Below are 16,169 nucleotides of genomic sequence, written 5' to 3' on the forward strand. Positions count from 1 at the left end.
GGCGAAGCCGCCAATTTCCCCCGCAAGGGGGAAGATCAGCAGCTTCAACCCTCAGCTCACCACGCGCAGGTTCGAGAGCTCGTTGGCGATTTCCTTGAAATTGTCGGACAGCGTGGCGCCGGTCGCGTTCCAGAACAGTTTTGCAGGCTTGCTCGGGTCGGTCGGATCCTTGCGGAAGCGCGAGTCCGACGAGCACGTCTTCAGTGCCTCCATCGCGCTCTTGTCGCCGGCGTCGGTCGTCGACATATCGAGCGCCACCGTCATCACCATGATGTTGGCCGCCTTGGCGTTGTTGCACAGCGTCGCCATCTGCTCGTTGAGCGCGGCGGTGTAGTTGCTCGACGAATAGTTGAGCTGGCCGATGGCGCTCGACGTGCCGCCGAACAGGCGGGTGACCGCAGTGCCGTTGTAGCCGACGCCGGTATAGCCATAGCCGGCATAGGTCGACTTGTTGCCGGCGGGGTCGGAACTCACCGTCGAATAGGTGTTCTCGCCGTCGGTGAGCACGATGACCACCTTGTCGTTGCCGCGCTCCGTCTCAGGACGTCCTCCTGTGAAAGGCTCCGTGCTGGAGACGGTGCGCCAGCCCCAGGCCATGCCTTCCGGCACATTGGTGTTGCCGTTGGGCGCCATAAGGTCGATCGCAGCCTTGATCTTGGTCAGCCCGGCGGCGTTGGCGACGTCGGTCAGCGGTGTGATCGGCGTGGTGGTGCAGCTGTAATTCGGACCGGCACCCGTCCCCAGCACCGGCGCGTTCATCGGCCGTGGCTGGAAATACTTGGCCATGTTGGACTGCCTGGTCTTGCCGGTGGTGCTCGCCGGATCGTCGTTCCACCAGCTGTTGGCCGCGCCATAGGTCTTGGGAGCCACCTCGTCGGGGTCCTGCGTTATGTACCAATGATTGCCCGGCTCATCCGGCGCGAACATCGGCACGAACATGGTCGCGGGATCGCCGACGCCGGTGCCGGTGTTGTTCGGTCCGCCGGAGGCCGGCGCGTCGTTGACATTATAGGGATAGGGCCGCACTTCGACGCAGCCCTGCCAGCTGGCGAACGGTCCATATGTGTCGTTGTAGTCGTATTCGTTGTGGCTGTCCGAGCATGTATGATTGGCGCGATATTTGTCGCAGACCACGCGTTTGCTGCCGACGATGCGCTCGTGGCTGGTGACCACCTTCATGTCGCGGTAGAGCGAGAAGCGGGTCAGCATCTGCCCCTCCTGCTCACCCCAGCCAGTGCCTTTCTTGTACCAGATGCCGCCGATCTTCTGGGCATATTTGTCGGCTGCGTTAAGCGTGGACCAGGCGAAATTCTCATTGTGGATGGGCGACAGCCCGTAGGCGTCGATCCACGACGCGTTGTCGTTGCTGGCGCCGACATTGACCGAGGCGGCGAACGGCACCAGGCTGAACTGGACCGGCTTGTCGATCTGCTTGATCATCGCGGCCTGCAAGGCAAGCGTGTCGACGAGCTGCTTGGCGGCTTGCTTGAGAAGGTCGATGCGCTTTTGTCCGGCACCCGTGCCCGTGTTCGACATCGACCCCGAATTGTCGAGCACCATGGCCACTTCCAGCGTGTTCTTCAGCCGGACTTGCGAACACACGGAGTAGGTGACGTTTTCCGACGTCCTGCCGATCAGCATCGCCGCTGCCGGCAGGAAATAGGGCTTGTAGACCAGGCTGGCGCACAGCTTGACGATGCCGCCGCCGGTCGTGCTGCTGGGCAGCGTAACGCTGAGCGTCGTGTCGGCGGGATCGACGTGGTTGAGGTTTGCCTTGAAGAAGTCGAGCGCATAGGCCCGCAACTGGTCGTCGGTGGCGCCTTCCACCAGCCGGCGCGCTGTGGCGAAGTTGGCGGCGTCGAGCGCGTTGACCACCCTCTGCTTCTCGCTGACCACGCCGGTGTAGTCGACAGCCATTGCCACGCCGCCCATCAGTGGCACCATCGCCACAACGGTCATCAGAGCGTAATTGCCGCGGCGGTCACGCCAGAAGTCACGCCGGAATGTGCGCCAGAGTTCACGCATGTGATGTAAGCGGCCCCGCCTGCGTATTCTTCAATGCCGCCACAGTTTCACAAAACGTTGAAGGACGGGTTTGGGAAACTGCTCGATTGCGCGGATAGCGCTTCACCAGGCGCTAACCAAATGCGCCAGCTGCCGAACGCAAAACGCCCCGCCGAGGCGGAGCGCCTTGTTCGAAAGATCGCGCCGATCAGCTGACGATGCGCAGGTTCGACAGTTCGTCGGCGATTTCCTTGAAACTTTGCGACAAGGTGGCGCCGGTCGCGTTCCAGTACAGCTTCGCCGGTTTGCTCGGGTCGGTCGGATCCTTGCGGAAGCGCGAATCCGAGGAGCATTTCTTGAGCGCATCTATGGCAGTCTTTTCCGCCGGCTTGGAACTAACAAGGTCGAGCGAGACGGTCATCAAGAGAATGTTCGAATTCTTCGCATTGGCGCAAAGGGTTTGCATCTGCTCGTCAAGCGCGGCCGTGTAGTTGGTCGCCGTATAGGTTGTCTTGGCGACGGTCGTGTTGACGAACAGGCGGGTCGCAGGCTCCACTGGCTTCGGAAAATTAGGGCCGGTGTAGCCATAGGCGGCGTAGGTCGATCCATTCTTGGCGTAGTTGCTGGTCATGTCGTTGCTGGGGCCGATGCTATAGGTGTTTGCGCCGTCGGTCAGGACGATGACCACTTTGTCGTTGCCTCTTTCGGTGTTCGGCCGGCCTTGCGTAAAAGGCTCGTTGCTCGACACCGTCCGCCAGCCCCAGGCCAGCCCTTCCGGCACGTTGGTGTTGCCCGTCGGGGCCATGGCATTGATGGCATCCGTCAGGATTTTCTTGCCATCGGTGGTGGTTATGTCCTGCAACGGCGTGATCGCGGCGGTCGTGCATGCCGAATTGGGTCCATCATCGGCCGCAGCGGCTGCTGCGTCCCAGGGCTTTGTCAGAAAATACTTACGCATATCCGCCTGGCGTTTGGCGACAGTCAGCGTGTCGGAATAATCGATCCACCAATTGTTGGCGTAACCCCACGTCGATGTGCTGGTGCGAGTTGTGTCGGTCCAGAAATTGCCAGCTTCGTCCGGCGCGAACATCGGCACGAACATGGTGGCGGGCGTGCCAGTGGTCGGCGACGTGTCGTCGTCATTATAGGGATACGGCCTCGCCTCCACGCAGCCCTTCCAGGCTTCGTATTTGGCGACGACGGAGGTCTTGCAAGTGCCGTTCGAGTTTTTCTTCGTACAGGTCGTTGCCATCATGTCCTGATAGAGGGTGAAACGCGTCATCTCCTTGTCTTTGTCAGTGCCCCAGCCCGTGCCGCGCTGGTAGTAAACGCTGCCTACTTTTTCGATCCATTTGGTGGCATTTGCTGCCGCTGTCATCGTCGACCAATCGAAGTTCTGATGATGGATCGGGGAAATGCCGGTCGTGTCCAGCCACGTCGGCAATGGAGCCGGGGGGATCGGAGCGCCGACATTGACCGACGCAGAAAACGGGACCAGCGAGAACTGCACCGGCTTGGTCACCTGCTTCATTTGTGCGGCCTGGAGCGCCATTGTATTGACAAGCTCCGTCGCGGCCTTCTTGAGCAAATCTATTCGCGGCTGGCCGGTGCCGGAGCCGTTGATGCTCATGGAGCCGGAATTGTCGAGCACGAGAGACACTTCCAGCGTGTTTTTGAGGCGGATCTCCGAGCATGCCGATGTTGTGACGTCGGCGGCGGTTCTTCCGATCATCATGGCCGCTGCCGGCAGGAAATAGGGGTGGTACGTCAATTCGGCGCACAGCTTCAGCGTGCCACCACCTGCGTTGTTGTTGGGAAGCGTCACCGTCAGGACCGTATTGGCTGCTTTGACGCGGCCGAGATTGGCTTCGAAGAAATCCTTCGCATAGGCCTTGACTGCCGTGTCGGTCGCCCCGGTGACGATCTGCTGTGCCGTGGCAATCCCGGCGGCATCCAGCGCGTTCAGCATGTTCTGCTTTTGGCGCAAGAGATCGGTGTAGTCGATGGCAAGCGCCAGCGCGCCCATCAAGGGCACCATGGTGATCACTGTCATCAAGGCATAGTTGCCGCGTCTGTCGTTCAGAAATCTGCGGATCATGCCTTCAGCACCCCTGCCAGGACCCCAATATCGGTCCGAAGATGCCCACAAAATCGTTAAATTTCAGGTTGCTGAAATGCGTTCAACATAGGCCGATCTTTTCAAGGCTCGTTAACCACTCGGCCCTGGTGACCAGCGGTGCGACATTGTTTCGATAGACCAAAGCTCGGAGAAGGGTGGTTCCTGCCTGTGCAACCTTCGATCAGCCCGTTGCGCAACAGCCTGGCAAGTGCCGAAAAGCTGGTGACAGGATGAAACGCTTCGGTTAATGCGGGGCCGGTTGCGGCGGACCGTCGGCTGCAGCTCTCGCAATGATCGTCACAGCAGGTAAACGGCATGGCGGATTCGCCTGATATCATCGGCTCGCTCGCGGATTTGTCGGGCGCCTACTCGGCCATCCTGTGCGATGTCTGGGGGGTGATCCACAATGGCGAATGGCATTTTCCGGCGGCTGCCCAAGCGCTTGCCGCCGCGCGTGCGGCGAAGGTCCCGGTCGTCCTGATCACCAACTCGCCGCGCCGCAATGCCGATGTGGTGGCGCAGATGAATGCGATCGGCGTTCCCGCCGCCGCCTACGACCGCGTCGTGACCTCAGGCGATGTGACCCGCGACCTTATCGCCGAAGGCCCACGAAAAATCTTCCATATCGGCGCCGACCGCGATTTCACCCTCTATGACGGTCTGGACGTCGAGCTCGTCGAGGAGTTCGAGGCCTCCGGCGCGGTCTGCACCGGGCTGTTCGACGACGAGGTGGAAACGCCTGAGGATTACGCCGATCTGCTGCGCCGGCTGCGCGCCAGGAACCTGCCTTTCATCTGCGCCAATCCCGACATCGTGGTCGAACGCGGCGAGCGCATGATCTGGTGCGCCGGCGCCTTGGCGCGCGACTATGCCCAGCTTGGCGGCCGCACGCTGATCGCCGGAAAACCTTATGCGCCGGTCTATGACGTAGCGCTGCGGGAGGTTGCCGTGCTTCTCGGCCGAGACGTCGCGCGCACCGAGGTGCTGGCCATCGGCGACGGCATGATGACCGACGTCAAGGGCGCCGCCGACAACGGCATCGACGTGCTTTACGTCTCGGGCGGCATTCACGCGCGCGACTATGGCGATCCCATGCAGCCGGACCCCGCCAGGCTTGCAGCCTTTCTGCAAAAGCACGGCTACCGGCCGGTCGCCGTCATTCCGAGACTGCGGTAGGGTTGCTGCATGAGCGCAGCTTTCGAACACATTTCAGCAACCGCGCCGCTGCCGCCGCATTTGCGCGGCGGCGTGGTGGCGATCGGCAATTTCGACGGCGTCCATCGCGGCCACCAGGCGGTGCTCGATCGCGCGCTTGCCGAAGCCGGGCGGCGCGGCGTGCCGGCGCTAGTGCTGACCTTCGACCCGCATCCGCGCAAGGTGTTCAGGCCCGATATGCCGCTGTTCGTATTGACGCCGCCGCCGATGAAGGCGCGGCTGCTGTCGCATCTGGGCTTTGCCGCACTCGTCGAACAGCCGTTCACGCGCGCCTTTGCCGGCCTGTCGGCCGAGGCTTTCGTGACCGATGTGCTGGAGACGAACCTCGGCATCACCCATGCCGTCACCGGCTTCGATTTTCACTTCGGCAAGGACCGGCAGGGCGGTCCTGCGTTTCTGATGGCGGCAGGCGAGCGCCATGGTTTCGGCGTCACCCTGGTCGACGCCTTTCGCGACGAGGGCGCCGAGGTGGTGTCGTCGAGCCGTATCCGCGAGCTGCTCTGCGAGGGAGAGGTCGCCGAGGCCGCAGGCCTGCTCGGCTACCGCTTCACCGTCGAAAGCGAAGTGATCGGCGGCCAGCAGCTCGGCCGCACGCTCGGCTTCCCGACAGCCAACATGAGGCTTTCGCCGGAAACGACTCTGAAGGAAGGGATTTATGCCGTCCGCTTTCGCCGCGCCGACGGCACGCTCTATGATGGTGTCGCCAGCTTCGGGCGTCGCCCGACTGTCGACGACAATGGCGCGCCGCTGCTCGAAACCTTCGTCTTCGACTTTGCCGGCGATCTCTATGGCGAGATCTGCGACGTATCGCTCTTCGGCTTTTTGCGTCCCGAGGTGAAGTTCGATGGGCTCGATGGGCTGGTGGCACAAATGAAGCGCGACGAGGCGGAGGCGCGCGCGCTGCTGGCCGGCGTCAGGCCGCTTTCGGATCTGGACGGCGCCATCGCTTTTTGAGCCTTCCGGCCGCTTACCTCTTCAAGCCCCTACTTCTTCAACGCCAGTCCGAGAGCGATGAAGCTCCAGCCCTGGAAGATCAGGTCGATGGCCAGGAACAGGCCGAGCACCCACAGGCTGTTGACCGGCCAGCCCATGGCGATGGTCAGCCCCGCCAGCACGCTGATCAGGCCCGCCGCGACGACCCAGCCCCAGCCCTTTTCCGGTCGGTGGCTATAGCCGACCCAGGCCCTGAGCGCGCCTGAAGCGACCAGCGCCACCGCCAGCAGCAAGGTCAGCACCGTCGAGGCCAGCAGCGGATTGTCGAAGGCAAAGAAACCGGCAACGGCATAAAGTAGGCCGCTGAGCAGCCAATAGAAGAAGCGACTCCAGGTCTTCACGCCGAAGGCATGCACGATCTCGATGATGCCGGCCATCAGCATCAGCCAGCCCACGACATAGACCGAGGCGACGGTGGCGATGAACAGATTGCCGAAGGCAATGCCGCCGAAGATGAGCAGCAGCACGCCGAGCGCGACGAACCACCCCCATTTGTCCCGTGTCCGGCCGATCGCATCTTTCAGGGTATCACCGTGCAGGGTCATGGCTGCATCTCCTCGAAATCGCCTGGCACCTTGCCGGGAGGTTAGCCCCGGCTGTAGCGGACGTCCAGCCGATGGCGACGGCTAGCAAACAAACAAAGCGTCGGTGGCTTGAGGTTCGCGCGTACGTGTCAATTTATGGCAGCCCACCCAGTCACAAGGACGAGGACAAGCGTGACGATCGCTCCAGAGACGTAGACGATCGTTCTGACACTGCCACCCTTGGCGGCATTGCCGCCGCGTAGGTAAACCCCCAGGTGAAGCAGGCGTATCGCCACATGAACCCAGACAATGGTCGCCAACGTGGCCGACCCAACGCCAACCATCATGGCCAGCACCGCCGGGACGACAAAAGGCGCCAGCGCCTCGACCGAGTTCATATGCACGCGGTCGATCCTGTAGAGGAGATTGGCGTCGTCGGCCGGGATCACCGGACCGGAAAGCGCTCCCGCAAATCCCTTGGACGAACCCGAGTAAACCGCCAGCGCGACTGACAAAAGACAGAGGATCAGTACACCGAGGATGCTTAGCCAATAGGGTTCCATAATTGTGCTCCTTCAGGTCACCTTGCCGGCAAAAAGATCTTGGAATCGCCTGAGATACAGCGGCCAGCCTCGATCACCGTCAATCCCAAAGCGCACGCCTTCCCAGCCTTCGCCATGACGTTCGAGATTGCGATGCTCGATCTCGACGCGGGTCCGGCTATTCGTCTCCGCCGTAAACCGGACTTCCCACTCGCTGGTCCTGTCCGGATTGGTCTCGATCTGCCATTGAGGGCTGATATCCCAACTCAGAAGCAGTCGGTTCGGCGGCTCGTAGGCCAGCACCCGTGCCCAGCGGCACTCGCTGCCATCCACACCGCGGTCGTAGACGTGACCGCCAACGCGGGGTTCGAAGATCGTCTCCGCGATCGGCACCGCAAGCAGGTTATGCTCTTTGGGTTTGAAACTGCCGAAGTCCTCGGTGAAGAGCTTGAAGGCATGTGCGATCGGAGCCTCGACAAGGATGGAGTGCCTCACGGGCGGTTGATGCGTGCTCATTCCTGCTCCTTCAAGGCCTGTTCGACGACCACTTTGTAGGCCGCCAAGGTTTTGCTCCAGAACCGGTCGAGTTCGGCGCGCAGGCTGGCCAAGCCTTCCGGTTCGACCCGGTAGATGCGTTGCTTGCCCAGCCGTGTGTTGGCCACGAGGCCGGCGTCCTTGAGCACCTTCAGGTGCTGCGAGACCGCCGGCCGGGTGACAGGAAGCGCACGAGCCAATTCCCCGACCGAACAGGGTTGTTCGACCAGCAGTTCGAAGATCGTCCGCCTGGTCGGGTCGCCAAGCGCTGTCCATCTGTTCATGTTAGTCTGCACTAACGCGAATTTAGGCAACCTCGCTATTTCTGTCAACTCGCCACAGGCCCGGCGGCGCCCTGTTCAAATGGGCCACAGCGCAAAAAACAGGGTCGCAGTTGCCGCCACTGCTGTAGATTTTAAGTCAAATTTTACCGAACCGGCGCCATGGCTTTGGCTGCCGGGTGTTCTCTCCGTTTTGTTTCGCGTATGGGGTGGTGATGCGTATTGTCTGGACGATTCCGCTGTTTCTCGCCTCGGCGCTGCTCACTGTGTCCACCGCCAATGCGGGCGAGGGTGCCTTCGGCTGGATGTCCGGCGACTGGTACCTGACGCTTGGCGCCACCGGCATGGTCGCGCCGAAATTCGAGGGCTCCAACAGCTATCTGCTCAGCGCATCGCCGATCATCTCGCTGGGCAAGGCCGGCCCGGCCGCGCGCTTTACCTCGCGCAACGACAACATCTCGCTGGCGCTGGTCGACGATGGCGGCGTCCGCGCCGGCCTGACCGGAAAATTCCTGTTTTCCCGCGACAGCAAGGATGAGCTCAAGGGCCTCGACCCGGTGCGCTGGGGCGGTGAGGTCGGCGGCTTCTTCGAAATCTATCCGACGGACTGGCTGCGCGCCCGCGCCGAACTGCGCCATGGCATTCGTGCCCATGATGGCTTTGTCGCCGACATCGCCGCCGATGCTTTCTACGACGTGACGCCGACTGTCAGAATTTCGGGCGGACCACGCGTGTCCTTTGCCTCGTCGGGCTATTTCGACTCTTATTATGGTGTCAACGCCAAGGAGGCTGCGGCCTCGGGCCTGAGCGAATACCATCCTGGCGGCGGCCTGAAATCGACCGGCCTTGGTGGCGCCATCACCTGGAAGGTGACCGATCCGATGACCGCCAGCCTGTTCGGCGAATATGCGCGCCTGATGGGCCCGGCTGCCGATTCCAGCCTGGTCAAGGAGCGCGGCGACCGTAACCAGTTCACGGTCGGCGTCTCGACCACCTATCGCTTCGACTTCGCGATGTAAGTGAATCGAACAAGAGACGCTTTATTCCTGCGGCTTTCTCGGCTAAAAGCCCGGCAATGACGAGCTTTTCACGCCTTCGCGCGCTGACGATACGAATTACAGGCCCGGTGTTCCGGGCGGCCTGAGCGCCGCCGGAGCCGCCGGGAGTTTTGCGCGCCCCCTCGCGCTTTTCCAATCATGATAGTTCACGCCCGAGCTTTTACGCCCGCCGGGCAATGCACATGGCAGACCAATGACCGACACTGTTGAAACGATCGACTATTCCAAGACGCTTTACCTGCCGCAGACGGATTTCCCGATGCGCGCCGGCTTGCCTGAAAAAGAACCGCAGCTGGTCAAGCGCTGGCAGGACATGGATCTCTACCGCAAGCTGCGCGAGGACGCGGCCGGCCGCGAAAAATACGTGCTGCATGACGGCCCGCCCTACGCCAATGGCAACATCCATATCGGCCATGCGCTGAACAAGATCCTCAAGGACGTCATCACCCGTTCGTTCCAGATGCGCGGCTATGACGCCAATTATGTGCCGGGTTGGGACTGCCATGGCCTGCCGATCGAATGGAAGATCGAGGAACAGTACCGCGCCAAGGGCAAGAACAAGGACGAGGTGCCGGTCAACGAGTTTCGCAAGGAATGCCGCGACTTCGCCGCGAACTGGATCACGGTGCAGGGCGGCGAGTTCCAGCGGCTCGGCGTCGTCGGCGATTTCAAGAACCCCTATACGACAATGGCTTTCCACTCGGAGTCGCGCATCGCCGGGGAGTTGTTGAAGTTCGCCATGTCGGGCCAGCTCTATCGCGGCTCCAAGCCGGTAATGTGGAGCGTCGTCGAGCGCACCGCACTGGCCGAGGCCGAGATCGAATACCAGGACTATGAGTCCGACACGATCTGGGTGAAGTTTCCAGTTGTGTCAGGATTTTGGAGCGTTGAGCACTTTGTATCAGACGCTGCACCGTCCATGCGCGTTCCGGAAAGCGTTGCACTTTTGGACAACGCCCACGTCGTCATCTGGACGACAACCCCGTGGACGATCCCCGGCAACCGTGCCGTCAATTATTCGTCACGGATCGGCTACGGCCTTTATGAAGTTACCGCAGCCGAAAATTCGTTCGGTCCACAGCCCGGTGAGAAGCTGATCTTTGCAGATGCGCTTGCCGAAGACTCCTCGGCCAAGGCCAAGGTCACCTTGAATCGGCTTCGCAGCGTTTCGGTCGAAGAGCTTGGAAGCCTTACACTTTCACATCCCTTCAAAGGTCTCGGCGGTGGTTACGAATTCGCCGTACCCATGCTTGCCGGGGACCATGTCACCGACGATGCCGGTACCGGTTTCGTCCACACCGCGCCCGGCCATGGCCGCGAGGACTTTGATGCCTGGATGGATGCGGCATCGGATTTGCGCGCACGTGGCATCGACCCTGCCATCCCCTTCACTGTAGATGATGCCGGCTTCTTCACCAGGGACGCGCCGGGTTTTGGCCCGGATCGCGAAGGTGGCGCCGCGCGTGTCATCGACGATAACGGCAAGAAGGGCAATGCCAATCAGGCGGTCATCGACGAACTGATCAAGCGCAACGCGCTGTTCGCGCGCGGCCGGCTGAAGCATTCCTACCCGCATTCCTGGCGGTCGAAGAAGCCGATCATCTTCCGCAACACGCCGCAATGGTTCGTCTATATGGACAAGGACCTCGGCGACGGCACGACGTTGCGCAGCCGTGCGCTGAAGGCGATCGACGACACACGCTTCGTGCCGGCGGCCGGCCAGAACCGTATCCGCGCCATGATCGAGGAACGCCCGGATTGGGTCTTGTCACGCCAGCGCGCCTGGGGCGTGCCGATCGCCGTCTTTGCCGATGAGGATGGCAACGTGCTGAAGGACGAAGCCGTCAACCAGCGCATCATGGACGCTTTCGAGAAGGAAGGCGCCGACGCCTGGTTCGCTGCCGGCGCCAAGGAGCGTTTCCTCGGCAATCACGATGCCTCCAAATGGAAGCAGGTGATGGACATCCTTGACGTCTGGTTCGATTCGGGCTCGACGCATGTCTTCACGCTGGAAGACCGTCCGGACCTGAAATGGCCGGCCGACGTCTATCTCGAAGGTTCCGACCAGCACCGCGGCTGGTTCCACTCCTCGCTGCTCGAAAGCTGCGGCACCAGGGGCAGGGCACCTTACGACACCGTCGTCACCCATGGCTTCACCATGGATGAGGAGGGGCGAAAGATGTCGAAATCGCTCGGCAACACCGTCGTGCCGCAAGACGTCATCAAGCAGTCCGGCGCCGACATTCTGCGGCTATGGGTGGTGACGACGGATTATTGGGAAGACCAGCGTCTCGGCAAGAACGTGCTGCAGACCAACATCGACGCCTACCGCAAGCTTCGCAACACCATCCGCTGGATGCTGGGCACGCTCGCCCATGATGATGGCGAGGAGGTGCCGCTGGACAAGATGCCGGAACTGGAGCGGCTGATGCTGCATCGGCTGGCCGAACTCGATGAGGTCGTGCGCTCGGGCTACGACGCGTTCGAGTTCAAACGCATCACCCGCACTTTGCTCGACTTCATGGTGGTCGAGCTGTCGGCCTTCTATTTCGACATCAGGAAGGACGCGCTCTATTGCGAGGGACCCGCCAGCGTGAAGCGCAAGGCCTCGGTACAAGTGGTGCGCCACCTCTTCGACTGCCTGGTGAAATGGCTGGCGCCGATGCTGCCCTTCACCACGGAAGAAGCCTGGCTCGACCGTCATCCGGATGCTGTCTCGCTGCATCTCGACCAGTTCCCCGAGATTCCGGCCGACTGGAAGAACGAGGCACTGGCTGAGAAATGGCGCAAGGTGCGGCAGGTTCGCCGTGTCGTCACCGGCGCGCTCGAGATCGCACGCGCTCAGAAGGTCATCGGTGCCTCTCTGGAAGCCGTGCCGGTCGTGACCCTCGACGATGCCGCGCTTGAAGCCGCGATCGCCGATGTCGACATGGCCGAGATGGCGATCACCAGCGATCTCGTCATCGCCCATGGCAAGGCGCCGGAAGGCGCCTTTGCGCTCGACGATGTCAAAGGTGTCTCGGTGGTGGTCGAAAAGGCCGAGGACCGCGGCTTGGTCAAATGCGCGCGTTCGTGGCGCTATACCGCCGATGTCGGGCAGGACGTGGAATTCCCCGACGTGTCTGCCCGCGATGCCGCCGTGCTGCATGAACTCAAGGCTCTGGGACGTTTGTGAGTGCTCAAAGCCGGTGCACAAATGCCACGGCGGGCGGGTGAAAAGCGCCCGCGCGTTGCCCTTAACGAGTGGTTGAGATAAACACGCGAAACTCCGGAAGACAAATTGTCGCCGGAATTCCGTCGCAAGAGCGTGGACGATGGGGACCGGGCCTTCGGCCGGTGACGATCGAGAGGCTGTCTAGAGTGGGACTTTTTGGCATGACCAAGAGAACTTATGCGCGCGTTGCGCTGCTGGCGCCGTTTGTCGCGTCCGGCCTCGCTCTGTCCGGCTGCATGGGTTCGCCGACCTACGGCACCGACAAGACGGCTGGCGAGCAGCTTGCCGGAGACCTTTCCGGCGCCTTCGCGATCACGCCCAAGCACAAGGAACAGATCGACTACAGGCCGCGTCCGGAGCTGGTAAAGCCGGCGCCGGGGCAGAAGGAAGTGCTGCCGCCGCCTCAGGAAAGCATCGAGACGGCGAGCACCGATTGGCCCGAATCGCCCGAGCAGCGCCGCGCCCGTCTGCGTGCCGACGCCACTGCCCACCAGGACGACCCGTCCTATCAATCGGGGATCGTCGATGACGTGCAGACCGATCCGGCTTCCGTGAAGAAGGCGCTGGCGGATTCGGGCTCCAGCCACCCGCCGGCCTGGTCGCCGAAGGATTCAGACAAGGGCCGCGCCGCGGAGATCCAGCGCCGCACCGCAGAGCAAAAGCAGGGCGATCCCAACACTCGCAGATATCTGAGCGAGCCGCCTCTGGCCTACCGAGCTGCCTCCGACACGGCGCCGCAGGGCGAACTCGGCGAGGATGAATACAAGAAGGAACGCCGCCTCAAGAAGGAAGCGGCCGCCAAAGGCAAGAGCGGCGGGCTCTTCGACTGGCTGCCCTCCTGGTAGGAACGCCGCCTTCGGTAGCTGAAGGCTCTACGTTTCGCGTCTTTCCCGAAAGAATTCCCTGAGCAGCAGCGCCGCATCGGCCTCGGCCATGCCCGGATAGATGTCGGGCGTATGGTGGCAGGTCGGCGAAGCGAAGAAGCGCACGCCGTTGACCACCGCGCCGCCCTTCTCGTCGGCCGCGCCGAAATAGAGCCGGCGCAGCCTGGCGAAGGAAATGGCGCCGGCGCACATGGCGCAGGGTTCCAGCGTCACATAGAGGTCGTGGCCGGTCAGCCGCTCGCTGGAGAGCGTTTGGCAGGCCGCGCGGATGGCCAGCATTTCGGCATGCGCCGTCGGATCGGCAAGTTCGCGGGTGCGGTTACCGGCGGATGCCACCACCGTGTCGCCGCTGGCGATGACGGCGCCAACCGGAACTTCTCCGCGCAAGGCGGCGGCTTGCGCCTCTTTCAGCGCCAGCGCCATGAAATCCGGCCGCTTCACGCGGTTTCCATTCCGATTATCTCCTCGCCACTTGGCGGTGATCCTGTTATGGAGCGCGTCAACCCGAATATCGGAACAGATTTTCGGAAATGATCATGCGCCAAATCAAAGTGCTATAGCGTCCTTTGCGCGTCCGAAAGGATGCGCCACGCTGTAGCAGCGCAACAAGGCAAAGGCCACATGGACGACAACGACAAGAAATCTCCGCGCCACAAAGGCCCGGGCAAAAGCGGCCCTGGAGCCGCGGGGCCGCGCCGCGATGGCGCCGCCGGCAAAAGCGGCAAACCCTCCTTCGGGGCCAAGAAACCCTATTCACCGCGAGGCGCCCGGCCCGCAGCGGCTGAGGGCGAGCGGCCCAAGCGCGATTTCAAAAGTGGCGACCGGCCATTCAGCAAAGGTCCGCGTTCCGAAGGCAAGCCCTTCGAAAAGCGCGAGGGACCGCGCAAGCCATATGCACCACGCGGTGACCGGCCGATGGCAGCCGAAGGCGAGCGCAAGCCGTATGAAAAGCGCGAAGGGCCGCGCAAACCCTATGCGCCGCGTGGGGATCGCCCTATGCCGGCCGAGGGTGAACGCAAGCCGTATGAAAAGCGCGAGGGGCCGCGCAAGCCTTATGCACCGCGCGGCGATCGGCCGGTTGCGGCCGATGGCGAGCGGCCAAAGCGCGATTTCAAGGGCGGCGATCGGCCATTCAGCAAGGGGCCGCGTCCCGAAGGCAAGCCTTTCGAAAAGCGTGAAGGGCCGCGCAAGCCCTACGCACCGCGTGGCGATCGGCCTGCTTCCGCCGAGGGCGAAAAGCGTTTTGACCGGCCAAAGCGCGATTTTGGCGATCGCCCGCAGCGCGACGCCGGAGATCGTCCCAAGCGTGACTTCAGCGATCGCCCCAAGCGCGATTTCGGTGGTGACCGGCCGCAAGCATCTGGCGGCGCCTTCAAGCCGCGCCCGCGTCCGGCAGATGCGGAAGAAGCCGGCGAGCGTATCGCCAAGCGGTTGGCCCGCGCCGGCCTGGCGTCGCGCCGCGACGCCGAAGACCTGATCGCGGCGGGCCGTGTCAAGGTCAACAACCGGGCTTTGACCTCGCCGGCCTTCAACGTCATGCCAGGCGACATCATCCATCTCGACGGCATGGAGATCCCGCCGATCGAGCGCACCCGCCTGTTCCTGTTTCACAAGCCGGCCGGCGTCGTTACCACCAACCGCGACCCCGAGGGCCGCAAGACCGTGTTCGACGTGCTGCCGGCCGAATTGCCGCGGCTGATGACCATCGGCCGCCTCGACATCAACACCGAAGGCCTGCTGCTGCTCACCAATGATGGCGGTCTGTCGCGCGTGCTCGAACTGCCTGCCACTGGCTGGCTGCGCCGTTACCGCGTGCGCGTTCATGGCAAGGTCGAGGAAAGCATGCTCGCAGGCCTGCGTGAAGGCATTGCCGTCGACGGCGTCTTCTACGGCGCCATCGAGGCGACGCTCGATCGTGAACAAGGCACCAACGCGTGGCTGACGATCGGCCTGCGCGAAGGCAAGAACCGCGAAGTGAAGAACATCCTTGGATCGCTCGGCCTCGACGTGACGCGGCTGATCCGTATCTCCTACGGACCGTTCCAGCTCGACGATCTCGCCGAAGGCCATGTGCTGGAGATCAAGGGCCGCGTCTTGCGCGACCAGCTCGGCGAGCGACTGGTCGAGGAATCCGGCGCCAATTTCGACGCCGAGATCATCAAGCCGTTTTCCAACCAGCCGGTGCGGCGAGAGCGTGACGTGGAGCCGGAACGGCCGAAAGTCACCCGCGAGGGTGACCATCGGCCGATCGGCGAGGGCGGTCTGATCAAGAACCGCAAGCGCCGCGAAGGCAGCCGCGACGAAGCGCTCGGCAAGCTGTCGACCAGTCCCGAAAGGGGCGCGAGGCCGGAAAAGAGCTTTGGCGAACGCGGCCCGAGACCTGAGCGCAGCGAGTTTTCGGACAAGCCGCGCAGCGAGTTTCGCGAAAAGCCGCGCGGCGATTTTGGCGACAAGCCCCGTGGAGGCTTCGGCGACAAGCCGCGCGGCGCCTTTGGTGACAAACCGCGCGGCGGCAAGAAGCCCGAGCGCGAGCAGCGGCCGATCGATCCGCCGGGCCAGCGCAAGGCTAATGTCTGGATGGCGCCGGGCGCGCGTCCGATCGGCAAGGGCAGGGCGGAAGCCGATGCCGCCAAGGCGGCTGAGGCCAAGGCGCGCAAGGCGTCGTTCAAGCCGTCCTATGGCAAGCCGGGCGGAGCCAAGCCGTTCGGCAAGCCGGGTGGCGAGCGTCCGGATGGCGGTCGGGGCGGCGAGCGGCCACGCAACGGTCCCAAGGGCCCGAGGACCAGATGATGCCGGGACTT

General features: G+C 62.8%; 13 protein-coding genes. 6 read left to right on the plus strand and 7 right to left on the minus strand.

The features are described from left to right. Window positions 1–51: 51 nt before the first annotated feature. The gene (locus NKI37_RS14540) at window positions 52–2,025 is read right to left on the minus strand and encodes a pilus assembly protein (RefSeq protein ID WP_023816294.1); all 1,974 of its coding nucleotides are present in this window, start codon (window positions 2,023–2,025) and stop codon (window positions 52–54) included. 187 nt (window positions 2,026–2,212) lie between these two features. Continuing rightward, a complete protein-coding gene (locus tag NKI37_RS14545; protein ID WP_027049673.1) occupies window positions 2,213–4,102 on the minus strand; it encodes a pilus assembly protein TadG-related protein in 1,890 nt (629 codons plus the stop codon). A 336-nt stretch (window positions 4,103–4,438) separates the two neighbouring features. On the opposite strand from NKI37_RS14545, the gene NKI37_RS14550 reads away from it, so the two are divergent. Together NKI37_RS14550 and NKI37_RS14555 are read left to right on the plus strand one after the other, a co-directional pair. Continuing rightward, window positions 4,439–5,299 (plus strand): TIGR01459 family HAD-type hydrolase, encoded by an 861-nt coding sequence (locus tag NKI37_RS14550; RefSeq protein WP_023829494.1) that lies wholly within the window; start codon window positions 4,439–4,441, stop codon window positions 5,297–5,299. Window positions 5,300–5,308: 9 nt separating this feature from the next. Next, window positions 5,309–6,292: a bifunctional riboflavin kinase/FAD synthetase gene (locus tag NKI37_RS14555; RefSeq protein WP_023682976.1), complete on the plus strand. Its 984-nt coding sequence runs from the start codon at window positions 5,309–5,311 to the stop codon at window positions 6,290–6,292. Between the two features lie 29 nt (window positions 6,293–6,321). Here NKI37_RS14555 and NKI37_RS14560 read toward each other — a convergent pair whose 3' ends face one another. The 4 genes from NKI37_RS14560 to NKI37_RS14575 form a co-directional block, all read right to left on the minus strand. Beyond that, window positions 6,322–6,876, minus strand: a complete 555-nt coding sequence (locus tag NKI37_RS14560; RefSeq protein WP_023671535.1) for an HdeD family acid-resistance protein — start codon at window positions 6,874–6,876, stop codon at window positions 6,322–6,324. A gap of 128 nt (window positions 6,877–7,004) precedes the next feature. Next, complete coding sequence (locus NKI37_RS14565; protein ID WP_023671536.1) at window positions 7,005–7,418, minus strand: MAPEG family protein; 414 nt, start codon at window positions 7,416–7,418, stop codon at window positions 7,005–7,007. A 12-nt stretch (window positions 7,419–7,430) separates the two neighbouring features. After that, window positions 7,431–7,913, minus strand: coding sequence for an SRPBCC family protein (locus NKI37_RS14570; protein ID WP_352790335.1), 483 nt, complete (start codon window positions 7,911–7,913; stop codon window positions 7,431–7,433). Continuing rightward, window positions 7,910–8,215 carry an ArsR/SmtB family transcription factor gene (locus tag NKI37_RS14575; protein ID WP_352790338.1) on the minus strand — a complete coding sequence of 102 codons (306 nt, stop codon included), beginning with the start codon at window positions 8,213–8,215 and terminating at the stop codon, window positions 7,910–7,912. Before NKI37_RS14575 ends, NKI37_RS14570 begins: the two co-directional genes overlap by 4 nt. Before the next feature lie 212 nt (window positions 8,216–8,427). Here NKI37_RS14575 and NKI37_RS14580 point away from each other — a divergent pair, with 212 nt between their 5' ends. The 3 genes from NKI37_RS14580 to NKI37_RS14590 all read left to right on the plus strand — a co-directional run bounded on the left by NKI37_RS14580 (window position 8,428) and on the right by NKI37_RS14590 (window position 13,329). Next, window positions 8,428–9,231: a MipA/OmpV family protein gene (locus NKI37_RS14580; protein ID WP_023824511.1), complete on the plus strand. Its 804-nt coding sequence runs from the start codon at window positions 8,428–8,430 to the stop codon at window positions 9,229–9,231. A gap of 232 nt (window positions 9,232–9,463) precedes the next feature. Further along, on the plus strand, window positions 9,464–12,445 hold the full coding sequence (ileS, locus tag NKI37_RS14585) for an isoleucine--tRNA ligase (protein WP_023824512.1): 2,982 nt from the start codon (window positions 9,464–9,466) through the stop codon (window positions 12,443–12,445). Between the two features lie 200 nt (window positions 12,446–12,645). After that, window positions 12,646–13,329 (plus strand): hypothetical protein, encoded by a 684-nt coding sequence (locus tag NKI37_RS14590; protein ID WP_023700630.1) that lies wholly within the window; start codon window positions 12,646–12,648, stop codon window positions 13,327–13,329. Between the two features lie 27 nt (window positions 13,330–13,356). On the opposite strand, the gene NKI37_RS14595 is transcribed toward NKI37_RS14590, so the two are convergent. Further along, window positions 13,357–13,809, minus strand: coding sequence for a nucleoside deaminase (locus tag NKI37_RS14595; protein ID WP_023694762.1), 453 nt, complete (start codon window positions 13,807–13,809; stop codon window positions 13,357–13,359). A gap of 180 nt (window positions 13,810–13,989) precedes the next feature. On the opposite strand from NKI37_RS14595, the gene NKI37_RS14600 reads away from it, so the two are divergent. After that, window positions 13,990–16,158, plus strand: coding sequence for a pseudouridine synthase (locus NKI37_RS14600; RefSeq protein ID WP_352790342.1), 2,169 nt, complete (start codon window positions 13,990–13,992; stop codon window positions 16,156–16,158). The last annotated feature ends 11 nt before the right edge of the window (window positions 16,159–16,169 follow it).

It is taken from the genome of Mesorhizobium sp. M0626 (assembly GCF_040320665.1).
GTDB lineage: Bacteria > Pseudomonadota > Alphaproteobacteria > Rhizobiales > Rhizobiaceae > Mesorhizobium.